The following is a 21,452-nucleotide window of genomic DNA, read 5'->3' as shown; positions in this document are numbered from 1 at the left end:
GGATCTCTCACGGAGTTGCGGCGCCGGTCCCGCGGCGACGCACGTCAGAGGCCGCCGGCAGGAAGGGGTACACCGGCTGCGCTCCGCGGCGGCGCTGCCACGGGGCGATTGCTTGTGAGCCGGGACAGTAGCGGCGCGCTCCGCTCAGCGGAAGACCTCGTCCAGAATCCGGGCGCAGGCGGGCGGATCACGACGGTTCGGGACCTTCGTCGGTCGGACGTGGGACTTTGGCGGACAAGATCGGCTATGTCGTGCCCGTAGCGTGGAGGCGGCCGGAGGCCGACCGTGGGGGCCGGTCTCCGGGTCCGCTCCCGCCCCCGCGGGACGCCCGAGGCCCGTACGCACCCCCCGGCGTACGGGCCTCGATCATGTTCCGGACGGCGGTCAGCGCATCCGGGTGGCCCACTCCTGGACCTTCTTGATCCGTTCCCGGATCTGTCCCGCGGTCGCCTCGGCGCTGGGCGGCCCGCCGCAGACCCGGCGCAGCTCGGTGTGGATGACGCCGTGCGGCTTGCCGCTCTGGTGAACGTACGCACCGACCATCGTGTTGAGCTGTTTCCTCAGCTCGAGGAGCTCCTTGTGGGAAACGACGGGCCGCCGTTCCGCCGGAAGCTCCAGGAGGTCCGCCTCGGTGTCCGGCTTCTTGCGGCTGTGCGCGATCTGCCGGGCCTGGCGCTTCTGGAGGAGCAGCTGGACCTGGTCCGGTTCGAGGAGGCCGGGGATGCCGAGGTAGTCCTGCTCCTCCTCGCTGCCGGGGTGGGCCTGCATGCCGAACTCGGCGCTGTTGTAGAGGACGCGGTCGAAGACGGCGTCGGACTCCAGCGCCTCGAAGGGCAGCATGTCCTGCTCGCCGGTGTCCTCGTCCTGCTGGCGCTCGGCCTCGGCCATCTCCTTCTCGGACTCGGCGTACGGGTCCTCGTCCTCGCCTGCCTTCTTCGGGCGGTCGAGGACGTGGTCGCGCTCGACCTCCATCTCGTTGGCGAATCCGAGGAGGCTGGGGATCGTCGGAAGGAACACGGACGCGGTCTCGCCGCGCCTGCGCGATCGCACGAAGCGGCCGACGGCCTGGGCGAAGAACAGCGGGGTCGAGATGGTCGTCGCGTACACGCCAACGGCGAGGCGGGGGACGTCGACGCCCTCGGACACCATGCGGACGGCGACCATCCAGCGGTCGGTGTTCTCGCTGAACTCGTCGATGCGGCTGGAGGCGCCGGTGTCGTCGGAGAGGACGACGGTGGCCTTGGTCCCGGTGATCTCGCGGATCAGCTTGGCGTACGAGCGGGCCGAGTCCTGGTCGGAGGCGATGACGAGGCCGCCGGCGTCGGGAATGGACTTCCTGACCTCCGTCAGCCGCTGGTCGGCGGCGCGCAGCACGTTCGGCATCCAGTCGCCCTTGGCGTCCAGGGCGGTGCGCCAGGCCTGCGAGATGGCGTCCTTGGTCATGGGCTCGCCGAGGCGGGCGGCGATCTCGTCGCCGGCCTTGGTGCGCCAGCGCATGTTGCCGCTGTAGGAGAGGAAGATGACCGGGCGGACGACTCCGTCGCCGAGGGCGTTGCCGTAGCCGTAGGTGTAGTCGGCGGAGGACCGCCGGATGCCGTCGTTCCCCTCCTCGTACGTGACGAAGGGGATCGGGTTGGTGTCCGAGCGGAAGGGCGTGCCGGTGAGGGCGAGGCGCCGGGTGGCGGGCTCGAAGGCCTCCAGGCAGGCCTCGCCCCAGGACTTGGAGTCTCCGGCGTGGTGGATCTCGTCGAGGATGACGAGGGTCTTGCGCTGTTCGGAACGGTTGCGGTGGAGCATGGGGCGCACGCCGACGCCGGCGTACGTGATCGCGATCCCGTCGTACTCCTTGCTCAGCGGTCCCGCGCTGTAGTCCGGGTCCAGCTTGATCCCTATCCGCGCCGCCGCGGCCGCCCACTGCTTCTTGAGGTGCTCGGTGGGGGCGACCACGGTGATCTGCTGCACGACGTGGTGGTGCAGCAGCCATGAGGCGAGGGTCAGGGCGAAGGTGGTCTTGCCGGCGCCGGGCGTGGCGACCGCGAGGAAGTCACGGGGCTGCTCCTGGATGTACTTCTCCATCGCGCCCTGCTGCCAGGCTCGCAGCTTGTTGGCGGTACCCCACGGGGCCCGTCCTGGGAAGGCGGGAGAAAGGTGATGGGAGGAGGTGGCGGTGGTAGTCACGATCTCCGGGTTCGACGCTCGTCACGAAATGACAGTCCAGATATGACAACCGGGCCACCTTACCGGCGGCCCGGCCGGAAGCTCGTACGAAACGGGGTGGGGACGAGGCGGTTGCGATTCAGCTCACGTCCGTGTCGATCAGCGTCCGGAGGCCCTCCCCGATGGCCCGGACCTCGTCGATCTCACCGGTGGCCACAGCGATGACCAGGCGTTCCGCGGCGTCGATGTCGGGGCGGAGCTGGATGCCGTTCATGGCGAGGAAGGTGACGCAGGAGAGCCAGGCCGTGCGCTTGTTCCCGTCGACGAAGGGGTGGTTGATCGCGAGGGACTGCAGGAGGGCGGCGGCCTTGGTCACGAGGTCGGGATAGGCCTCTTCGCCGAACATGGCGGCCGACGGACGGTGTACCGCCGAGTCGAGCAGCCCGGCGTCCCGGACGACGACCTTCTGGTCGTCGACCGCGTGTTCGGCGACGACCAGAACGTCCTCCGTCGAGAGGTAGACGCAGGTCACTTGAGCCGCTCCATCAGCTCATGCCACTTGGCCGCCTGCTCCATGGCCGTCTTGCGCACGATGGCCTCCTGGGCGGTGCGCGCCAGGTAGTCGTCGACCGCCCTGAGGAGTATGGCGTGCATGCTGGTGCCCTCCTGCTCGGCCCGCTGCTTGAGGGCCTCGGTCTGGTCGTCGCGGAGACGCAGGTTCATAGCCATACCAGAACGGTACCACCATGGGGTCAATCTGGTACTGGACTGCCTAGGAGTCGCCCGACGCCGCGTGCAGCCGCGTCGCGACCCAGCCGCCCACCGCCGCCACCCCCGCCATCGGCAGGAAGACGGCCGCGAAGGCCGCCGGGTGGGAGCCGGTGGTGGTGCCCGCGTCCATCGCGTGGCCCACCGCGCCGCCGCCGAGGGCCGCGAAGGCCGCGCCGCCGACGGCGAGCAGCAGGACGTTGGAGAGGCCGTCGGAGATCTGGAGCGCGGCCGAGTTCGCGCCGACCTCCTCGGGGGCGGAGAGCTTCATGAGGAGCACGCTCGTCGAGGCGATCACGGCGCCCATGCCGAGGCAGCCGAAGGCCCAGGCGACCGCGACGACCCACACGGGCACGGACGCGATCAGGACGCTGGGCGCGGCGGCGATCGCGAGGGCGACGAGGAGCATGCCGAGGACGACGAGCCGCTCGCGGTACGGCTCCGTCCACGGCCGGGACTGGATCCAGGAGCCGAGCGCCCAGGTGAGGCCGCCGACGGCCAGGGAGAGGCCGGCCAGGGTGGGGCTGAGGCCGCGCTGCGAGACCAGCATCAGCGGGACGAAGGACTCGGCGGCGATGAAGGACCCGGCGGCGATGCCGCGGAGCAGGATGACGGACGGCAGTCCGCGGGCGGCCCGGTAGGTGCCGCGCGGCAGCAGCCCGCGGACGGCGGGCACGAGGAGCGCGAGGCCGGCGGCGGCGGGCAGGAGGGAGAGCCAGCGCAGTTCCTGTCCGGCGTACTGGAGGAGCGCGGCGCCCGCCGAGATGGACAGGGCGAGCAGGATCCGGCGCCGGTCCCAGGGGGCGAGGGGCGCGGCCGGGTCGGCGGGGCCGGAGGCGGTGCGGCGGATGGCCGGGAGGGCGAGGGCCAGCGGGAAGACGACGAGGGCGGGGATGCCGAGGAAGACCCAGCGCCAGCCGAGGTGCTCGGTGACGGTTCCTGAGGCGAGGGGTCCGACGACGGAGGGGACGACCCAGGCGGCGGCGAAGGCCGCCATGATCGCGGGCCTGAGGTGTTCGGAGTAGGCGCGGCTGACGATCACGTACAGCGCGACGATCACGAGTCCGCCGCCGAGGCCCTGCACGGCGCGGCCGAGGATGAACTGCCACATCGCGCCGGCGGTCCCGGAGAGCAGCAGTCCGGCGGCGAAGGCGCTGATGCCGCTGGTCAGGGGCGCGAGGGGGCCGCTGCGGTCGGACCACTGGCCGGCCAGGACCATGCCGAAGAGGCTGGTGGTGAAGTACGCGGAGAAGGCGAAGGCGTAGAGGGGGATGCCGTCGAGCTCGCGGGCGGCGACGGGCATGGCGGTGCCGACGGCGGTCGCCTCGAAGGCGATGAGCAGGACGACGGAGACGATGCCGATACTGAGCGCCCGGTGGTCCGGGTCGAGGACGGACCCCTTGCTGTCGCCGGGAGCGGCGGCGGGGGGTCCGGGGGCGGGGGCGACGTCGGCGTCGCGGGGTTCGAGGGCGCTCATTCCCCCAGAGTAAGAGGCGATCGCCGGGTTGGCTCCTGTCAGGAGTCCCGGTCGGCCTCGGCCGATGGACGTACGACCACGAACGGAATGTTGCGGCCGTGTGGCAGTCGCATGGCATGCCCCCGGAAACCCTTGAGCCCCTTCCGGCCCCCGCCCTACGGTCGTACTCGTGCACAACACGACCGTGTGCCCGAGTGGTTGAGGGGCTCGCCTGCAAAGCGAGTTACGTGGGTTCGAATCCCGCCACGGTCTCCAAGCGATCTTCCTTACGGGATCTTCACAACACCTCGCGGGGTGTGCGACAGTCCGGCCATGAACGCTCAAGGCGGACGCAGACTCGGCGTCCTCATAGGCGTGGGCCTCGCCTGCGGACTGCTGCCCGGCATCACCCTGCGCGGGTCGGAGACCGTCGACATCGCCCTCTCCGTCCTGATGGCGGCCGTCGTCATGACGGTCCTCACCCAGGTGATCTTCATCGGCCCCTCGGGCCGCGTCCCGCTCCCGGCCCTCGCGGTCTTCGGCCTCGCCGGCTTCATCCAGGACGCCCTGATCTGGTGGCTGCTGTCCTGGCTGGGCCCGAAGATCGCGTACCTCCACGTGGACGGCCTCGCGACGATCCTCCTGGCGGCCCTGATCACCCGCGCGACGCTCCTGCTCCTGTCCCAGCTGGGCCCGGCCGTCGAGATGGCCGAGGACTGACGGGCCGGCCCTTCACGACAACAGCCCCTCCGGAACCGACACCCTCTCGACGCACCCGAGCAGCTCCCGGGTGCTCACGGCGAGCGCCTTCAGCAACTGATCCGTGGACACGGACCGGGCGATGCGGTCCGTATCGGCCACGGAGACCTGGAGCGGCAGCTTCCCGCCCTGCCCGGCCCGGGTGCCGGGGACCGTGCACGGCATGATGAGGGGACGGCCGTCGAGCCCGTCGCGGCGGTCGAGATAGGCCCCCTTCGCCACCTCGCGGAACTCGCGCGCGTGCTTCCCCTCGGTCACGAAGGTCACGTCGTACCTCGACCAGCCGACGGTGGCGGTGACCCAGGCTTCCTTCCCGTCCACCCGTCCCTCGACCTGGCAGGGCCGGAAGGTCGTCCGCGCGAGCTTGTCCACGACGGGATCCCACTCCCGCGCCTCCGTGAGCATCCGCTCCTTCATGTCGGTGAGCGAGCGGTCGTGCGGGCGGAAGGCGTCGCCCAGATCGACCCGCAGAGCGCCAACGTTCCTGGCCCCGAAGACCTGCCGGCAGGTCACGAGCCCGGCCGGGGACACGGCACCCATTCCGCCCCCCTCCTCCCCGCCACCGGCACAGGCGGTCGCGGCGAGCAGCAGGACTCCGCCCACGACCACTACTGCTCTCTGCGCCACTTCTTCTCCGTAAGAACCGGGTTCCCGGGAAGGCCCGCGTCGAACGACATGCTCTCCCCCGCTGCTCCCGTGACCGCCGACCGTACGGCGGTGACCTTCCGGCTTCGCCCCAGCAAGTTCGGCACCGGGGGAAGCATCGCCACCCTAGCCGCCGTGCACCCGTTCGACCCCCTCCCTGCCCGGAAAAGGCGGGCGCACAAGGTCATCACACCGTCCGCGCCCCGCACTTCGCCTTCGCAACTCGGGCACCCCGGACGTTCTCCGTCCGGACCCGCCCGGACCGGCCACCGGGGACCGCTCCCGCGCACGGCCCCGCTCCCCCGCCTCGATAGGCTCGTCCCGCCCCCGTCGTCACGGGGCGCCGGAACGACGGGGGGACGTACACGTGGAGCAGTCGCGCACGCGGGAGGACTCCGCGCGCCGGATCGGCCCGTACCGGCTGATCACCCGCCTCGACCCGCCGGGCCCGGCGATTCCCTGCCGCCGCTTCGTGGCCCGTACGCAGGACGGCGAGCGTACGGTCCTGCTGAACGCCCCGCTGCCCGGCACCGACCCGGCCCGCTTCGCCACGGAGGCCGACGCGGCCCGCCGCCTCCTGGGCCCGTGGATCGCCCCGGTGACGGACGTCGCGGCACCGGGTGAGACCCCCTGGTACGCGACCCCGTACGTCCCCGCCCTCCCCCTCCCCGTGGCCCTCGCCGTCCACGGCGGGCCCCTGCCTGAGACGGCCGTACGGGCCGTGGGCACCGCCCTCGCCGAGGCGCTCGCCGCCGCGCACGGACAGGGCCTCACCCACGCCGGGGTCTCCCCCGCCGCGGTCCTGCTCACGGCCGGCGGCCCCCGGCTGACCTGCTTCGGCGCGGTACGGGCCGCCTCGGCCGACGGGGAGGCGCGCACCGGCCTGCCGGGCCTCGACCCCGGCGCGCTCGCCCCCGAGCAGGCGTCGGGCGGACGGCCGCGCCCGCCGGGCGACGTCTTCGCGCTCGGCGCGGTCCTGGCGTACGCCGCCACGGGCCACACCGTGCCCGAACGTGACGAACTCCCGCCCGCCCTGCGCCCGGTCGTCTCCTCCTGCCTGGCCCGCGACCCGGCGGACCGCCCGACCGCCGCCGCGCTGATGGCGGCCCTGGCACCGCCGACCCCGCACCGGACGGTCCTGAACTCGGCCGGCGCGCTGCTCACCCCCGGCTGGCTGCCGGGGAGGGTGGTCGCGGCGCTGGCCCGCCAGTCCTCGGAACTCCTGGCCGCCGAACTCCCCACCGACACCACCTCACGGACCTGACCTCATGCTGTCGCCCCTCACCCACGACGACCCGGCCACCGTCGCCACGTACCGCCTGCTCGCCCGCCTCGGCTCCGGCGGCATGGGCACGGTGTACCTGGCGCGGACGCCCGGTGGCCGCACGGTCGCCCTGAAGACGGTGCACGCCCGGCTCGCCACGGACCCGGCCTTCCGCAGCCGCTTCCGCCTGGAGACGGACGCGGCGCGGATCATCGGCGCGCGGCACGGCGCGGCGGTCGTCGACGCGGACCCGCTGGCCGAGACGCCCTGGCTGGCCACCGAGTACGTCCTCGGCCCGCCGCTCGACGACGCCGTCGCCCTCGGCGGCCCGCTCCCGGAACCGACGGTCCGCGCCCTCGGCGCCGCCCTCGCCGGGGCCCTCGCGCAGCTGCACTCCTCGGACGTGGTCCACCGCGACCTGAAGCCCTCGAACGTCCTGGTGACCGCGTACGGACCGAAGATCATCGACTTCGGCATCGCCCGCGCGGCCGGCGACGACCACCTCACCCGTACGGGAGCGGCGGCCGGCACGCCCGCCTTCATGTCGCCGGAGCAGGCGAGCGGCGAGGAACACACCCCGGCGGGCGACGTGTTCGCCCTGGCGGGCGTCCTCGTCTTCGCGGCGACGGGCCACGGCCCCTTCGGCAAGGGCTCCCCGGCGGACCTCCTCTACCGCGTGCGCTATGCCGAACCCGACCTGACGGGAGTACCGGCCCCCCTCCTCCCCCTCCTGACGGCCTGCCTGTCCAAGGACCCGACGTCCCGCCCCACCACGGGCACCCTGACGGACCACCTCCACGACGGCCACGGCGAGTTCGCGGACCACCTGCCGCCGCTGCTCCTGGCCGACATCGCCCGCCGCGCGACGGACGTCTGGCTGCACACGCCGCATCGCCTGCCGGCACCGGCGGTCGACCCGTACGCGCAGACGATGCCCCCTCCTTCCGCGCGCCCCTCGCGCCGCAAGGTCCTTGCGGCGGGCGGAGGTTCGCTGCTGGGTCTTGCAGGGGTGGGGGCCGCGGTGTGGGCGTGGCTGGGGCCTGGCGACAACTCTGGCGACAAGGGCGACGGCAAGCCTCAGGTCACGGCCGCGCCCACAGAGACTCCCGCCGCGGAGGAAGGTCCGCTGCGGACCGAGTGGAGCGCGGAGGCGGCGGGTGCCGTCGGCTCCGCCCCTCCGGTCCTCCTCGACTCCGCGGTCATCACCATGTCCGAGAACGGGCTGAAGGCCCTGAGGGCGACGCGCGGCGAGCCCATGTGGACGGACCCGCAGCTCACTCACGACGACCAGGTCCTCGCGGACAAGAAGAACGTCTACGGACTGATCGCGGACGAGATCAACGGACTGACGATCGTCGCCATCGACGCCAACAGCGGCGAGCGGGAGCGCAAGCTCGCCGTCCTCCCCGAGTTCAAGCACAAGTGGATCACCGGCCTCGCCAAGATGCTGTACGTGAGCGACGGCGCGCTCTACCTGGCCGTCGACCGGACCAAGCCGAACGCCGTCGCGGGTACGTACGACTGGGTCCTGATCGCTCTCGACGTCGCGTCGGGCAAAGAGCTCTGGCGTACTCCGATCAAGGAATCCGAGCCGGGCCACGGCTTCAATGTCAGGTTCGCGAAGGCAGTGGGCAACAGGCTCCTCGTCGGGCAGTCGACCATCGACATGACGCTGACCGCCTACGACACCCGTTCCGGCAAGGTGCTGTGGCGCACGGTCGTGCCCCGGGCCGCCACGCCCTTCGTCGACATTCCCACCAGTGGGGGCCAGGTGGCGGAGGACGGTGTGCACGTCTACGTCGGGGCCGAGTTCGTGTCCGCTATCCGGCTGTCCGACGGAAGGGAGATCTGGAAGTTCGGACACGGCCGCGACTACGCCGATCTCCGTCCGGTCGAGCGCCACTACGGCGCCCCGATGGTACGCGGCGGCGTGGTCTACGCGGTGGAGGGGACCCGTACCCTGGTCGCGCTGGACTCCCAGCGCGGCGAGATCGTGTGGGAGGCCCCGGTGACGGCGGGCGGCGTGCCCAGCCTCGCAGTACCGCCTGTCGCGGGCGCCACCGTCCTGTGTCTGGTGAACGCCCGCGGTGTCGGCGTCGTCGACCTGACCGCGCATCGCTATGTGCAGACGCTGGGAGCCGGAACCGCCCGGCTGACGGCCGTCGGGGACAAGTGGTTCTACGGCGTCGGTGACGGATACCTGAAGGAGTTCGACGTGGCGGGAGACGACCTGTGAGCCCCATGAGCCCCCTCTCCACCGGCGACCCCCTCCGGCTCGGCCCGTACCGCCTGCACGGCGTCCTGGGCGAAGGCGGCATGGGCAAGGTCTACTTCGGCCAGGACGGGGCCGGGCTTCTCGCCGCCGTGAAGGTCCTGCGCCCCGAACTCGCCCACGACCACCACCTCTCCCAGCGCTTCGTCCGCGAGGCCGAGATGGCGCGGGCCGTCACCAGCAAGGGCGTGGCCCGGGTCCTGGGCGCGCAGACCGAGGGCGGACGGCCGTGGATCGCCGCCGAGTTCCTCGCCGGCCCGACGCTCGACGAGGCCGTCCGTACCTACGGCCCGATGGACGAGCCCACGGTCCGCGCCCTGGCCCATTTCCTCTCCCGCACCCTGCACGACATCCATGCGGCGGGCCTCGTCCACCGCGATCTGAAGCCGGCGAACATCGTGCTGACCTCGTCGGGTCCGCGGGTCATCGACTTCGGCATCGCCCGCCCCGAACACGGCCTGACGCTGACGACGACGGGCCAGATCCCGGTGACACCGGGGTACGGTGCCCCGGAACAGGTCCTGGGCCACCGGGTGGGCCCGGCTTCGGACGTCTTCTCGCTCGGCGCGGTCCTGGTCTACGCGGCGAGCGGCCGGCGGGCCTTCGACGCGACACACGTGGCGGCCGTCCAGTACGAAGTCGTCCACGGCACCCCGGACTTGAGCATGGTCCCTCCGGCCCTCCAGCAGCTGATCGGCCCCTGCCTGGCCAAGGACCCTGCGCTGCGGCCCGTACCCGCGCAGATCAGCGCGGCCTTCCCCCCTGCGAAGGGCGCAGACCGCGCCTGGCGCAAGGGCCCCCTCGCCGCCGACATCAAGCACCGGGAGAACGGCGCCGCTCACACCTCGTCGGGCTCCGCGACCGTCGTGCCCTCCTCGCCCGCGCGACGCCGTTTCCTCACCACTCTGGTGTCGGGCGGTGCTGTTTTCGCCGTCGGTGGCGGCGTGGCTGCCTTCGCCCAGAAGGACGACTAGATCAGGCCCCGGCGGCGCTCGGCCACCAGGAGCGGGGTGCCGACACCGACACAGAGCAGGCCGGCCGCCGCCACACCCAGCGCGATCCAGAAGCCCGCGCTGTGACCGTCCTCGGCGGGGGTGGCCACCTCGACCACGGCTTGCGAGGCGGAGGGGGTCGGGGCAGGGGTGGCCGTCGACGGCGTGGGAGTGGGCGTCGCGTTGGCGAGATCGGGCAGGGGGAACGTGTCCGGATCGCCCGGGTCGCCCGGAGTCTTGAGGGCGCGCAGCGGCCGGAGGGCTCCGTAGCCGATGTAATCGCTGCGCACTTCCCCGCCCGCGGGTGCGCTGATCGTGTTGAGCAGCACGCGCAGAACCTGGTTGCGCGTCCACTCGGGATGTTTGGCCCAGACGAGCGCGGCAGCCGCGGACGCCACCGCGGACGCGACGCGCGTTCCCTTGGACCTGCACAGTCCGGTGCCTCCGGCGCACGCGCTGATGACCTCGGCTCCCGGAGCGGCGACGTCGACCTCGGGTCCGACCGCGGACCCCTTGACCCAAGTGACCTTCTTGTCGACGGCCCCGACGCCGACCACACCCGGGAGCACCGCCGGGTACCCCACCAGGGGAGAGTCGTCGTAGTCGGCGTCCCCGACGCCCGCAAAGATGAGCTTTCCCTTCGACAGGGCATAGCTCACGGCATCACTCACCTCGACGGACCCCTCGTCGACGGGAAGGGAGACGGAGACGGAGATGATCTTCGCCTGGGAGTTCGCCGCATAACGAAGGGCAGGCGCCAGACCCGCGTAGACCGCTTTCTCCTGATCCGCCAGGCTCCCCTTGCCGGTGTAGCCGTCGGTGATGTCGAGCGGCATGACCTTCGCCCCGGGCGCCAGCCCGAACGCGCTTTGCTGCCCTCCGGGGCCCCTGCCCGTTCCGGCGATGATCGCAGCCGGCGTCGTCCCTCGACCCTTGTCGCTCGCCGTTTCGGCGCCCGGGAAGTCCTTGCCCGGGACCAGCCGCCCCTTGAGCTCGGGGACTTCCTCCACGCCAGTGTCGATGAGGGCGATGGTGACGCCCTCACCCCTGCTGATGCCCCAGATCTCCTCGGCGCCCATGGCTGTGAGGTGCCACTGCCGGGAGCGGATCGTGTCGGCGTGCGCCGGCGTCGCGGCGATCCCGAACAACGCGAGCCCCAGCGCTCCCGCAACGAGACGGAACACCCGGCGGGGGGCCGCGGCCGCCCCGGTGCGACTGTCGTCACCTCGGCCGCTCCGCCGGCCTTCGTCGAACGCCATGCTCTCCCCGTAACAGCTGATCGTCTCGACTCCGTTCATTGCATGCCCTCGTGGACGGAGACCAGGAGATCGTATTCCGGCACGACACGGAGAGCCCCCCCGGCTGTCGGTGAGGTAACGATCCTCGCCCGTACAGGCTGCGATGTCAGGAGCGTTCTTCAGCCGGAACTCCGTCAACCAGCTTGGCGTCCCCGCAGCCCAGCCTCGTAGCGCCAGTGTGGACGGCAGCGTTGAGGACCGTCATCTGGTGGCCAGGAAGGTCTTCTCGCTCGCGGCGCTCTCGTTCAGCCTCTCGAGTTCGGCACTGACGATACGGTCTTCTGCCGAGTCCGCCGTGCGGCACGTGAACAGGATTTTCGCAGGGCGATCCGAGGACAGGGCCTCCCTGCCGGTCACGAAGCAACGGCAGGTGGCACGGTACCGGCTTCCGGAAACCACGCCCCCGCCAGCACCACGACCGCACCGATCCTTTTCAGCACCTTGCCCATGTCCGTTCTTCTCATACGAGTCGGGGTCGAGCAGTCCCAACCCCCGCTACACCTACGGTCTTGTCGTCAGGAAGGCGTGGCCGAAGACGCTGAGATCGGCGTATGCGCGGACCAGAAGTCGGACGTCACGTTCGGTGCGGTAGCTGGCAGTTTGCTGTAGTCGGGGCCGTTCGGCGGTGTGGTGGGCGGAGCAACGTCGGACTTCTCCACGCACGGGGTGGTCACCTCGAAGTGCGCCTGGCCCTTCCAGCCGATCAGCACCTTGGCCTGGAAGCCGTCCGGAGACACATAGTAGGCGGCCAGCTTGTTCTTGCTCGTCGCGCGGAAAGTGAAACCCTTGCTCTTCCAGTGCCGATCGACCAAGCCGAGGAAGGCGCCCCTCCGCTCCTCGGAAATGATGGTCATGACCGTGCGCGAGCGGTCGCTGGAACAGTTGCCCGCCATGGTCTGCCGATGCGTCCACTGCACGGGCGGAACGATCGCGCCGAGAACGGCAGGATCGGGGCGCTGCCGGTGTCCGGGGTGCAGGTCGCCTCATGGCCGCGCCTTCGCCGGCACACCCTCGACCAGCCCCGTATCCGCACACCCCAGCTCACCGGCAAGGTGCCGAGCCGCCGCATTGGCGAGAACGATCTGCTCGTCCCGGATGCCGGGGCCATCCGCCTCGTTCTCGTCGGCCCGCTCCAGCTCCGCGTCCAGGACGATCGTGTGCGCCGGCGCCGGCATCCGGCAGGTGAAGTAGATCGCGGCGTAGAGGTCGGACGAGGTCGCGAGGCGCCCGGTGGCGTAGACCGTGACGAAGCCCTTCGAGATGTCGCTGCCAGGGACGGCCAGGGCCTCCCGGAGGGTGATGCTCAGGACGTTCTTCCCGTCCTCCGCCGCCTCCAGCGTGCAGAACGGGATGCCCCGCATCCGCTTCTTGCCGCTCTGCGGCGTCCGCGCGGCCTTCCGCAGCTCGCCGACGACCCTGTCCGGCTCGGACCGGTCGCTCGTCAGCCGGACGCCCTTGCCCGCGACGGCCTCGAGGGCCGAGGCCACGCGCGGCTCCTTGGCGAACGCACCGCAGACCTCCGAGGCGGCCTGCCCCTTCGCGGAGGCGTCGTCGGTTCCCTGCGTACAGCCGGTCGCCGCCAGCACGAGGGCGGCGACCGGAAGCACGATCCTGTGGACGGTGGTGGTGCGCATGGCACGACTCTCTCAGGAGGCCGCCGCAGCGCGCGCAGGCACCCCGGCCGCCAGCCCGTCCTCCCCCTGGCAGCCCAGCTTCGCCGAGACGTCGCGAGCCGCCGCGTTGGCGAGGGTGATCAGCCGGGTCCGCTGCTCCGTGTCCGTGTCCGGGACGCCCGCCGGTCCCCAGATGGTCGTCTCGACGACGATCTCGTGGGCGGGCGCCTTGAGACGGCAGGTGAAGTAGACGTGGCCGAGCGTGGAGGAGGTGAAGGCCTCGAGCCCCGAGGTGTACGAGGTCACCTTCTCGGCGAGTTCCGGACCCAGGTACGGGCCCTTGCCCACCGCGTTCACCTCGATCTTGAGGTTCCTCGACACCTCCTCGGCGGACTGGAGGCCGCAGTACGTCACCGGCTGCGGCCGGTACGAGTCGGCCCACTTCGCGGCGGCGTCCTCCCGCAGCCTGTCGAGCGCCTTCTCCGGCTTCGACAGGTTGTCCTCGTAGCGCTCGCCGCCCAGGACGGCCTTGAGCGCCGTCGAGGCCGGCGCGTCCTCGGCGAAGCCTCCGCAGGCCTCGGCCGCCGTGAGGCCCTCCGGGCCCGCCGTGGCGTCCCCGCCGTCGCCGCCGCATCCGGTGAGGAGGGCGGCCATGGCGACGGCCGCCCCGATCCCGGTCAGTACAGACCGCATGTGCGTCACTTCTTCTCGTACGGGTCGGGCAGCGAGTTGTCGCGGGCGTGCATGCGCGAGTCCCGGACGTACTTGACGAGCTCCTCGTCGAGGTAGTTGCGGTCCTTCTCGCTCCAGCCCGGGGCGTTGGCGTAGGCGATGCCGGGGCGGAGGGAGTTCTCCTTGCCCATGGCCAGCGCCTCGTCCGACAGGTCGTCCGACTTCTTCTTCAGCAGCTCGTCCTTCTCGTACTTCTCCGCCATGTCGTCGGCCTCCATGCCGATGACGGTGGTCACCGCGCCGCCCACCGTCTCGGCGGCCAGCGGTACCAGTACGCCACCCGCACCGCCGGTCAGGACCGCGATGCCGCCCGCAGCCGCCGCGCCGACACCGAACTTGACCCATTCGGTCGTCCGGCCGACGGCCTTCTTGTGCTCCTCGGAGTCCTTCTCGTAGTCCTTGTCGATCTGCGCCATCCGGGACTCGTCGAGGATGCCCTGCGCCTCCGACCCGACGCGCAATGTGGTCCGCGCGTCGGTGAGGTCGCGGTCGTCGAAGGTGGAGCCGGGCTTGGGGCCGACCTCGTCGAGGACGCTCGTCGTGTACAGCGACTCGGCCGCCGAGAGGGTGGAGTGGCCGGTCTCGCTCTGGGACACGATGCCCATGAAGTTGACGGCGTCGCCGCGGTTCCAGAGGAGGCCGGTGTCGAACTCGGAGCCGAACCGCGAGCCGCCCTTGCCGTCGTTGAAGCCGAAGGGGGAGTTCCGCTTCTCCTCCATCGTCGTGTCGCTGTCCGTCTCCAGGGAGCGGTTCAGCTCGTCGATGTACGCGGCGCCCATCTTGCCGAGGCTGTCGTCGATGCCCGGCTGCTCGTGCATGTACTTGGGGTCGCTGCCGTAGCGCTCGACGACCTTCTGCATGACCTCCGCGTTCTCCTTGGTCCGTACGTCCTTGAGGCCCTCGGCCTCGGCGTCGTACGGGTGGCCGGTGGTCGCGGACTCCAGGGCGTGGCCGAGCGCGTTGTAGCCGGGCTCCTTGGTGCGGTCACCCTTGTCGTTGATCTCCTCGGGCCACTCGCGGTCCTTGGTGAAGTAGTCGAACGGGTCGAGCTTCTTGTCGTCCTTGGTGTTCTCGGGCGTGAGGTCGATGTCGCCGTTGAAGAAGTCCGTGGAGGCCTTGGGGTTGTGCCCGAGACCCTCCATGAAGCCGACCATGGGGTCGTTGCCGAGGTCGCCGCCCATCCAGTTCAGGTGGCTCGGCATACCGGTCATCTGGCGCCAGGCGCGGTCGGCGGGCAGCGCCCCGTCGTGGGTCATCTTCCGCTCGGTGATGACGAGTCCGTTGCCGTAGTCCTTGAGGAACTTGTCGTCGTAGTCGCCGACGCGCATCAGGTTGGACATGACCTGGAAGCCGTACGGGCTGGTGCCGCGCGTCTGGATCGGCTCGCCGCCGGCCTTGATGACGTCGGCCTTCCACTGCTCCATCTCGGGGCTGGTGGAATGGGTCGCGGTGGCGAGCGTCAGACTCCAGTTCGTCTGGAGTTCCTTGAGCTTGTCGCGGTGGTCGACGCCGAGCCGGGAGCCGTCGCTGGGGTCGCCCATGTCGGCCCAGTACTCCATGCTGCCCTTCGGACCGACCTCGAGGGCGAACTTCTCGGCGAAGTACGGGTCCTTCTGGTTGGCCTTGAAGAGGGCGTTGAGCTTGTCGATCTCCTCGGGGGTGGCGTCGTCGCCCTTCTTGTACAGCTCGTAGGCGGCGTGCGCGTCCTCGGCGTCCTGTGCCTTCGAGGCGGCCTTGAGGGAGTCGTAGCTCGTGCCGGAGAAGTTCATCTTGTCGCTGCCGACGAGTCCGCGCAGGGCGCGGGAGGCGACGTCGTCGGCGTTGTTGGCCTTGTCGATCGCGGCCTTGATCGCCGAACGCATGGCCTCGAAGTCGGCCTGCTCGGGCTTGGGCCCGTCGTAGTCCTTGGCGCGGCGGTCGGGGTGGATCAGATAGCTGACGACACCGTCCTGGTCGATGCGGATGCCCTTGCCCGGGGCCTCCGCGACGAGCTTCTCCAGCTCGGACTTGGCGGCCTGGAACTCGCTCTCCGCGTCCCGCAGGATGTTGCGGATGCTGCTCGCCTCGGTCAGCGCGTCGCCGAACTCCTTGGCGGTCTTGCGGACGAACGCCTGCGTCACACCGGCGTTCTCGCCCTTCCAGTCGGCCTTGTCGGCCTTGCCCTGGAGGCCGGTCTCGGCCTTCTCCTTGGTCTTCTCCAGCTTGGAAACCGTCTCCGACCAGACGGTGACGGCCTCTTTGAGGCCTCCGAGGTGGGCGTGGAGGACCTGGTCGAACTTCAGCATCTGTTTCCCTCGTCAGCCGTTGTTACGGGCCCGGCTCATTTGAAGTGCTTGTCGATCTCGGACATGGAGAAGTTCGTGATCAGCGATTCCTCGTGGTTGGTATGGCTGACGACGGTGTCTTCCAGGTGGTTGTGGATGTGCGCGCAGGCGCTGAGGAGCGCCTCGGCCTGGCCGCGCCAGGTGTCCCACATCGTCCACATCGCCGCGCCGGTCAGGAACCCGTCGCCGTCGAGGCTCTTGGCCGCGGTGTCGGTCTGGGCGCCGGCATGGAAGGCGTCCCGCTCGAACCAGTGGAAGAGCTCCTGGGCCTCGTTGCCGATGGCCTTGAGGTCGGCGGAGGTCACCTTGTAGTCACTGGCCCCGCCGCCACCGCCGCCGGGGTCCATGGGCACGCTGTTGAGCCGCATCGCCGCGGTCTCGCTGCGGACTTGTGTCCACTCTTCGTCGAACGACATCTACTTCCCCATGAGTGAGTTACGGACGGCCGATGGCAGGGGTAGGGCTCAGCCCCGCCGGGACCGGAGTACGGGTACGGCAACGGCGGCACCGATCAGCACGGCAGCACCGATCCCGAGGCCGATCCAGAGGGCGGTGCTACCGTCCTTGGAGGCCTGGGCGGCGAGGGCCGGGGCGGGGGCGACGGTGGACTCCGAAGGGGCCGGGGCCGCCGAGGACGGGTCGGCGGAGGGCGTGGGAGTCGCCTTCGGCGCCTCGGTGAGGTCGTCAATGGGCCGGACGTCGGCCGGGCCGGGGTCGCCGGGCGTCTTCAGCGTACGAAGGGGGCGAAGGGCGCCGAAGCCGACGTGGTTGCTGCGCTTCTCGCCCCCGCTGGGCCCGGCGACGGTGTTGAGCATGACCTTCAGGACCTGGTTGTTGGTCCAGTCGGGGTGCTTCGACCAGAGCAGCGCGGCGGCCGCGGAGGCGATGGCGGCGGCGTCATTGGTACCAGTGCCCTTGCAGAGGCCGGTTCCTCCACCACAGGCGTGCACCATGTCTTTTCCAGGGGCGACGACGTCGACCTGGGGGCCGTACTCGGACACCGGGATGCGCTTGCCCTTGTCGTCGACAGCGCCGACGCCGACCACGCCGGGGGTCGCCCCCGGGTATTCGATCACGTTGCTCGTGTCGCCGCTGTTCCCGACGGAGGCGAAGACGAGAGACCCCTTGGCCCCCGGGGCCAGGCCGAAGGCCCCGTTGTCGATGAGCTTGTCGACATCCTTCTTGAACTCGTCCATGGAGTCGGCGCTGTACTTGACGGCCTGCGTCCGCATCCCGGACGTCATGCCCTCCATCTCGGCGCGCACGCCCGCGCTCCTCCCCCGTGAACCCACCGTGCCGTCAACGGCCAGTCTAGAAGTTCACTGTAGTCAGGAACGACGAAAGTCCGCACCTCCCGGTTGCACAAGCAACGGACATCACATGGTTACGAATTGGGCACGGCGACCGCCGCCTGGGAGCGGATCGGGAGGCGGTTGACCGGGCGGCCCGTTGCCGCGCGTACCGCTGAGGCCACCGCGGCCGGTGCGGTGACCACCGGGATCGCGCTCGCCGCCTTCGCGCCGAAGGGCGCCACCACGTCGCGTTCCTCGACGAGTTTCACGATGCGAATGTCCGGGGCATCCAGGGATGTCGGGAGTGCGTACCCCGTGAAGTCGGGGTGCCGGACCAGACCGCGGGCCGTGCGGAGGTTCTCCGTGAGGGCCGCGCCCAGTTCGATGTCCGCAACGGTCCTGAGCGGGGCTCCTGTGGGGCACCCTTGTCGAGTCCTCCGCAGGCCTCGGCCGCCCCGCCCCTTTCGGCTCCCCGGTCTTGTCGTCAGGAAGGCGTGGCCGAAGACCCTGAGATCGGCGTATGCGCGGACCAGAAGTCGGACTGCTCGCCCGGCAGGGGCGGCTTGTTGCCGTCGTAGGCGGGCCCGCCGGGCACCGCCTTGGGGGGCTGGACGTCGGACTTCTCCACACAAGGGGTGGCGACCTCGAAGTGTGCTTGCCTCTGGTACCCGAAAAGAAGCCTGATCTGGAATCCGTCCGGCGTCACGAAGTACGTCGCCGGAGTCTTCTCACTCTTGTTGGTTCCCCTACGGGTGAAGCCACTCTTTTCCCAGTGGCGCTCCACAACGCCCAGGAAACTACCCACACGTTCCGGATAGATGACCGTCGTGACGGAGATGCGTCGCGAGACCTCGCACCCGCCGTCCGTGGAAATCCCGTGGTCCCATTTCACGGCTGGCTCGATTGCCGCGATGGTGTCGTTCAGGAGCGCGTCGGCCCTCTCCGCCGCCTCTTGCATGTTCATGTCCTGGGCCCTTCCTTCGTTCGCGCTCCCCGAGTTCCCCGTCTGACCGCAAGCGGTGAGAAGCACCGCCAGCGCGGCCACCGCAGCGGCTGCCCGTACCCTCATCGCCTGGCCTCCGGGGTGATGCCGCCGGGATTGCCGGCCACGATGTTGGCGATACTGTCAGCGGACATCTGGTCCTTCTGGGGGTCGAAGCAGTTGGAGTGTGCTTCGAGGGTGAACTCCGTGAGGGCGTTGGGGCCTTCTCCGTCCTGAATCGGGTCGCGCCGAACTCCTCGCTCGCCGGGTCCTTGCCGAACCACACGTCGTCGTCGCCTTGGCCGCTCCGCTGGCCTTCGTCGAACGCCATGCTCTCCCCGTAACGGCTTTTCGTCTCGGCTCCGTTCAGCGCATGCCCTCGTGGACGGGGACCAGCCGATCGCATTCCAGCACGACGCCGACCGCCCCGTCAGCCCCGGCGGCCACCCGGCCGGGCGCGGCGGGACCTCAACTGCTCGGCGAGGCGCTGGGGGCCGGGGTCTTCTTCGCCGACCAGAAATCCGACGTCACGTTCGGCGCGGTGGGCGGCAGTTTGCTGTAGTCGGGGCCGTTCGGCGGTGTGGTGGGGGGCAGCACGTCGGACTTCTCCACGCAGGGGGTGGTGACCTCGAAGTGGGCCTGTCCCTTCCAGCCGAACAACACGCTCAACTGGAAGCCGTCCGGCGTCACGTAGTACGCGGCCTGCTTGTCCTTGCTCGCGGCACGGAACGTGAATCCCTTGCTCTTCCAGAATCGGTCGACGAGGCCGAGAAACGCGGGCATGCGCTCCTCGGAGATGATCGTCATGACCGTCCGCCTACGGTCCGTCGAGCAGTTTCCCGGCATGGCGGACCCGTGGGTCCACTGAACCGGCGGGACGATGGCGGCGAACGTCTCGTCGAGGATCTGGTCGGCCCGCTCCGCGGCCTGCTGCATGTTCATCTTCGGCTCCATCGTTCCCCTGCCACCCGTCTGTGTCCCGCCGGACATGCCGCAACCCGCGAGCAGGATGACCAGGCTCGTCGTTGCCAGCGCGCGCAGTTTCATCGTCGTGCCTCCGGGATGATTTTGCCGGGCTCGCCGGCGACGATCGCCGCGATGTTGTTCGCGGAGATCTGGTCCTTCTCAGGTGTGAAGTAGTTCGAGTGCGCGTTGAGGTCGGGCCGGGTCTCCCAGAATTCGGGGAACTTCACGTCCACCAGTTCAGGGCCCGGGTCGACTCGGAACCTGGTGGCGCCGAATGCCTCGCTCGCCGGGTCCTTGCCGAAGTAGATGTCGTCGTGGCCTCGGTCGAAAGACTCCCCGATGCCGTATCCGGCGAGTCCACCCGAGATCGCACCGGTGACCGTACCTACTGGGCCCCCGGTCACCGTACCCAGTATCCCGCCGAGCACAGCTCCACCTCCGGTGGCCTTCCCTTCGTCCTTGCTCGGGAGCTTCGTGACGACGTCGTTGTCGGCCGCGCCGACGAAGACATGGCCCGGGTCGACGCCCAGGTCCGTGGCCTTGTCCACGCCGACACCGGGGCTACCGACCAGGATGATGTCGTCGACTCCTGGAATGCCGCCGGGCTGCATCTGTGTGGCCTGGCCGACTGTGAGTGAGCCGTAGCTATGACCGATGGCGGTGATGTGTGCGTCGTCGCCCAAGGTATTCGTCGTCGACAGCCCCTCCATGAAGGAGTTGTACGCGGGAGCGCCGCGCTGGGCGTCGCCCTCCGACATGACGTCGATGTCCTGCGGAGCGTCGTAACCCAGCCAGACGATGGAGGCGCTGGACGGATCGATCTCCTGCGCGCCCTTCGCCGTGTCGAAAGCCCTCTTCACTGTTCCGCCCGCGAACTCGGCATCGAGTTTGGTGCCAAGACCGGGCACATAGGCGGAGACGTTCTTGGAGGTGTCCGGATTACCGAAGGCCACGATGGCGCGCCCGTTGCCCTCATCCCCGATGCCAAGTAGAAGCATGGGCGGCTGGGTGGCCGTGTTCAGCTTGTCCTGAATACCCTGCAGGCCGGCGAGCTTGGTCATCGACGCCTCGTCGCCCTGGTCGGCGAGCTTCCCCATGAGCTGAGGCAGGTACGTGCGATTCGCCTCGTCACGGGCCAGCGAAGGGATCCCGTCCAGGTTGCCTACGGTGTCCGGATACGCGGCCATGTACGCGATCCGGTCCTCCTCGCTGAGCCCGTCCCACCACGCCTTGCGTTCTGCGGGGCTCCCGCCCGTCGGGATGTCGTCCTTGAAGACGTCGTCCGCCGCCCCATGGACCGCCTGCGCGTCCTTGCTGACGTCGGCCCAGCTGTTCTCCGTGACGTCCAGGCCCTGTTCGGCCTTGAGTCTGCGCACGGCGGCCGCGTACTCGCCGTCGATCGTCTGCGCCTCCACGAGCGCGCTGCCGATCGCGTCGGCGATGTGCTGCGCCTTGGCGGCGTTCGGATTGGGATTGGCCAGGGCGGACACGTCGGTGGCCATGCGCCCGAAGAGGCCGTCGGCACGCCGGACGGTGTCACCCTGCGGCTGCTGGCCGTCGACCTCGTCACCGGCGGCCGGGTAGCTGACGGACCCGTCGGGGTGCACCGTGAACCCGAGCGCCTGCGCTTCGGCCAGCGCGTTGAGCAAGTTGCGCTGGGGGACGGCCAGTTCCTCGGCGAGTCCGTCGAGGGAGACCTGCAGCAGACCGCACTCGGTGTGGATGTACTGGTAGTTGCGGCTCAACCGCCCCAGCCGGAACGCCGCCGAGGTGGTGGCCATGCCCTTCGTGACGTCCGTCAGTTTGGGCACCACGTCGCCGTCGACCCGCTTGCGGGACTGGTACGCCCGCTTGCTGACTTCGCCCCAGCCCCTGGCGGCCTCCGTGAGCTCGTTGAGCTTGAGGTCCTTGAGCTCCTGCATCGACATCATG

Annotated in this window: 18 protein-coding genes, 1 tRNA gene and 2 pseudogenes; 5 read left to right on the top strand and 16 right to left on the bottom strand. The window is 70.2% G+C overall.

All coding sequences use genetic code 11. From position 1 onward, the window contains the following. Window positions 1–384 precede the first annotated feature (384 nt). The 4 genes from ABT041_RS32175 to ABT041_RS32160 form a co-directional block, all read right to left on the bottom strand. Complete coding sequence (locus ABT041_RS32175; protein WP_351191144.1) at window positions 385–2,181, bottom strand: DEAD/DEAH box helicase; 1,797 nt, start codon at window positions 2,179–2,181, stop codon at window positions 385–387. 115 nt (window positions 2,182–2,296) lie between these two features. Further along, the gene (locus ABT041_RS32170) at window positions 2,297–2,689 is read right to left on the bottom strand and encodes a type II toxin-antitoxin system death-on-curing family toxin (RefSeq protein ID WP_351191121.1); all 393 of its coding nucleotides are present in this window, start codon (window positions 2,687–2,689) and stop codon (window positions 2,297–2,299) included. Further along, window positions 2,686–2,886, bottom strand: coding sequence for a ribbon-helix-helix protein, CopG family (locus ABT041_RS32165; protein WP_351191119.1), 201 nt, complete (start codon window positions 2,884–2,886; stop codon window positions 2,686–2,688). Before ABT041_RS32165 ends, ABT041_RS32170 begins: the two co-directional genes overlap by 4 nt. Before the next feature lie 43 nt (window positions 2,887–2,929). Further along, complete coding sequence (locus tag ABT041_RS32160; protein ID WP_351191117.1) at window positions 2,930–4,402, bottom strand: MFS transporter; 1,473 nt, start codon at window positions 4,400–4,402, stop codon at window positions 2,930–2,932. 180 nt (window positions 4,403–4,582) lie between these two features. Between ABT041_RS32160 and ABT041_RS32155 the strand changes: the two genes are divergently transcribed. Next, window positions 4,583–4,657 (top strand) — tRNA-Cys (locus ABT041_RS32155). Between the two features lie 57 nt (window positions 4,658–4,714). After that, window positions 4,715–5,101, top strand: a complete 387-nt coding sequence (locus ABT041_RS32150; RefSeq protein ID WP_351191115.1) for a hypothetical protein — start codon at window positions 4,715–4,717, stop codon at window positions 5,099–5,101. A 12-nt stretch (window positions 5,102–5,113) separates the two neighbouring features. On the opposite strand, the gene ABT041_RS32145 is transcribed toward ABT041_RS32150, so the two are convergent. Then, the gene (locus tag ABT041_RS32145; RefSeq protein WP_351191113.1) at window positions 5,114–5,680 is read right to left on the bottom strand and encodes a hypothetical protein; all 567 of its coding nucleotides are present in this window, start codon (window positions 5,678–5,680) and stop codon (window positions 5,114–5,116) included. 472 nt (window positions 5,681–6,152) lie between these two features. Between ABT041_RS32145 and ABT041_RS32140 the strand changes: the two genes are divergently transcribed. The 3 genes and pseudogenes from ABT041_RS32140 to ABT041_RS32130 all read left to right on the top strand — a co-directional run. Beyond that, window positions 6,153–7,049 (top strand): protein kinase family protein, encoded by an 897-nt coding sequence (locus ABT041_RS32140; RefSeq protein ID WP_351191111.1) that lies wholly within the window; start codon window positions 6,153–6,155, stop codon window positions 7,047–7,049. A 4-nt stretch (window positions 7,050–7,053) separates the two neighbouring features. Next, window positions 7,054–9,285 carry a serine/threonine-protein kinase gene (locus tag ABT041_RS32135; protein WP_351191109.1) on the top strand — a complete coding sequence of 744 codons (2,232 nt, stop codon included), beginning with the start codon at window positions 7,054–7,056 and terminating at the stop codon, window positions 9,283–9,285. A gap of 5 nt (window positions 9,286–9,290) precedes the next feature. Beyond that, window positions 9,291–10,277 (top strand): annotated as a pseudogene (locus ABT041_RS32130) (serine/threonine-protein kinase); the annotation flags it as partial. A gap of 14 nt (window positions 10,278–10,291) precedes the next feature. Here ABT041_RS32130 and ABT041_RS32125 read toward each other — a convergent pair. From ABT041_RS32125 to ABT041_RS32075, 11 genes and pseudogenes are all read right to left on the bottom strand, one after another. Further along, window positions 10,292–11,611 carry a S8 family serine peptidase gene (locus ABT041_RS32125; protein WP_351191107.1) on the bottom strand — a complete coding sequence of 440 codons (1,320 nt, stop codon included), beginning with the start codon at window positions 11,609–11,611 and terminating at the stop codon, window positions 10,292–10,294. Between the two features lie 515 nt (window positions 11,612–12,126). Then, a complete protein-coding gene (locus ABT041_RS32120) occupies window positions 12,127–12,528 on the bottom strand; it encodes a hypothetical protein (protein WP_351191105.1) in 402 nt (133 codons plus the stop codon). A gap of 66 nt (window positions 12,529–12,594) precedes the next feature. Beyond that, window positions 12,595–13,245, bottom strand: coding sequence for a hypothetical protein (locus ABT041_RS32115; protein WP_351191103.1), 651 nt, complete (start codon window positions 13,243–13,245; stop codon window positions 12,595–12,597). Window positions 13,246–13,257: 12 nt separating this feature from the next. Next, window positions 13,258–13,917 (bottom strand): protein kinase family protein, encoded by a 660-nt coding sequence (locus ABT041_RS32110; RefSeq protein WP_351191101.1) that lies wholly within the window; start codon window positions 13,915–13,917, stop codon window positions 13,258–13,260. Between the two features lie 5 nt (window positions 13,918–13,922). Next, on the bottom strand, window positions 13,923–16,241 hold the full coding sequence (locus ABT041_RS32105; RefSeq protein ID WP_351191099.1) for a DUF6571 family protein: 2,319 nt from the start codon (window positions 16,239–16,241) through the stop codon (window positions 13,923–13,925). A gap of 35 nt (window positions 16,242–16,276) precedes the next feature. Beyond that, complete coding sequence (locus ABT041_RS32100; RefSeq protein WP_351191097.1) at window positions 16,277–16,696, bottom strand: hypothetical protein; 420 nt, start codon at window positions 16,694–16,696, stop codon at window positions 16,277–16,279. Window positions 16,697–16,744: 48 nt separating this feature from the next. Further along, a complete protein-coding gene (locus ABT041_RS32095; RefSeq protein ID WP_351191095.1) occupies window positions 16,745–17,545 on the bottom strand; it encodes a S8 family serine peptidase in 801 nt (266 codons plus the stop codon). A gap of 119 nt (window positions 17,546–17,664) precedes the next feature. Further along, window positions 17,665–17,952 (bottom strand): annotated as a pseudogene (locus ABT041_RS32090) (oxidoreductase); the annotation flags it as partial. A 104-nt stretch (window positions 17,953–18,056) separates the two neighbouring features. Continuing rightward, window positions 18,057–18,536: a hypothetical protein gene (locus ABT041_RS32085; RefSeq protein WP_351191093.1), complete on the bottom strand. Its 480-nt coding sequence runs from the start codon at window positions 18,534–18,536 to the stop codon at window positions 18,057–18,059. A 486-nt stretch (window positions 18,537–19,022) separates the two neighbouring features. After that, the gene (locus ABT041_RS32080; RefSeq protein ID WP_351191091.1) at window positions 19,023–19,601 is read right to left on the bottom strand and encodes a hypothetical protein; all 579 of its coding nucleotides are present in this window, start codon (window positions 19,599–19,601) and stop codon (window positions 19,023–19,025) included. Next, entirely contained in the window at window positions 19,598–21,451 is a 1,854-nt protein-coding gene (locus ABT041_RS32075; RefSeq protein WP_502976634.1) for an alpha/beta hydrolase, read from the bottom strand. Before ABT041_RS32075 ends, ABT041_RS32080 begins: the two co-directional genes overlap by 4 nt. Window position 21,452: the final 1 nt, after the last annotated feature.

Origin of the sequence: Streptomyces sp. NPDC002825 (assembly GCF_040295385.1) — a bacterium.
Lineage (GTDB): Bacteria > Actinomycetota > Actinomycetes > Streptomycetales > Streptomycetaceae > Streptomyces.
The sequence above is the reverse complement of the archived record's forward strand: the minus strand, read 5'-3'. Positions and strand labels throughout refer to the sequence as shown.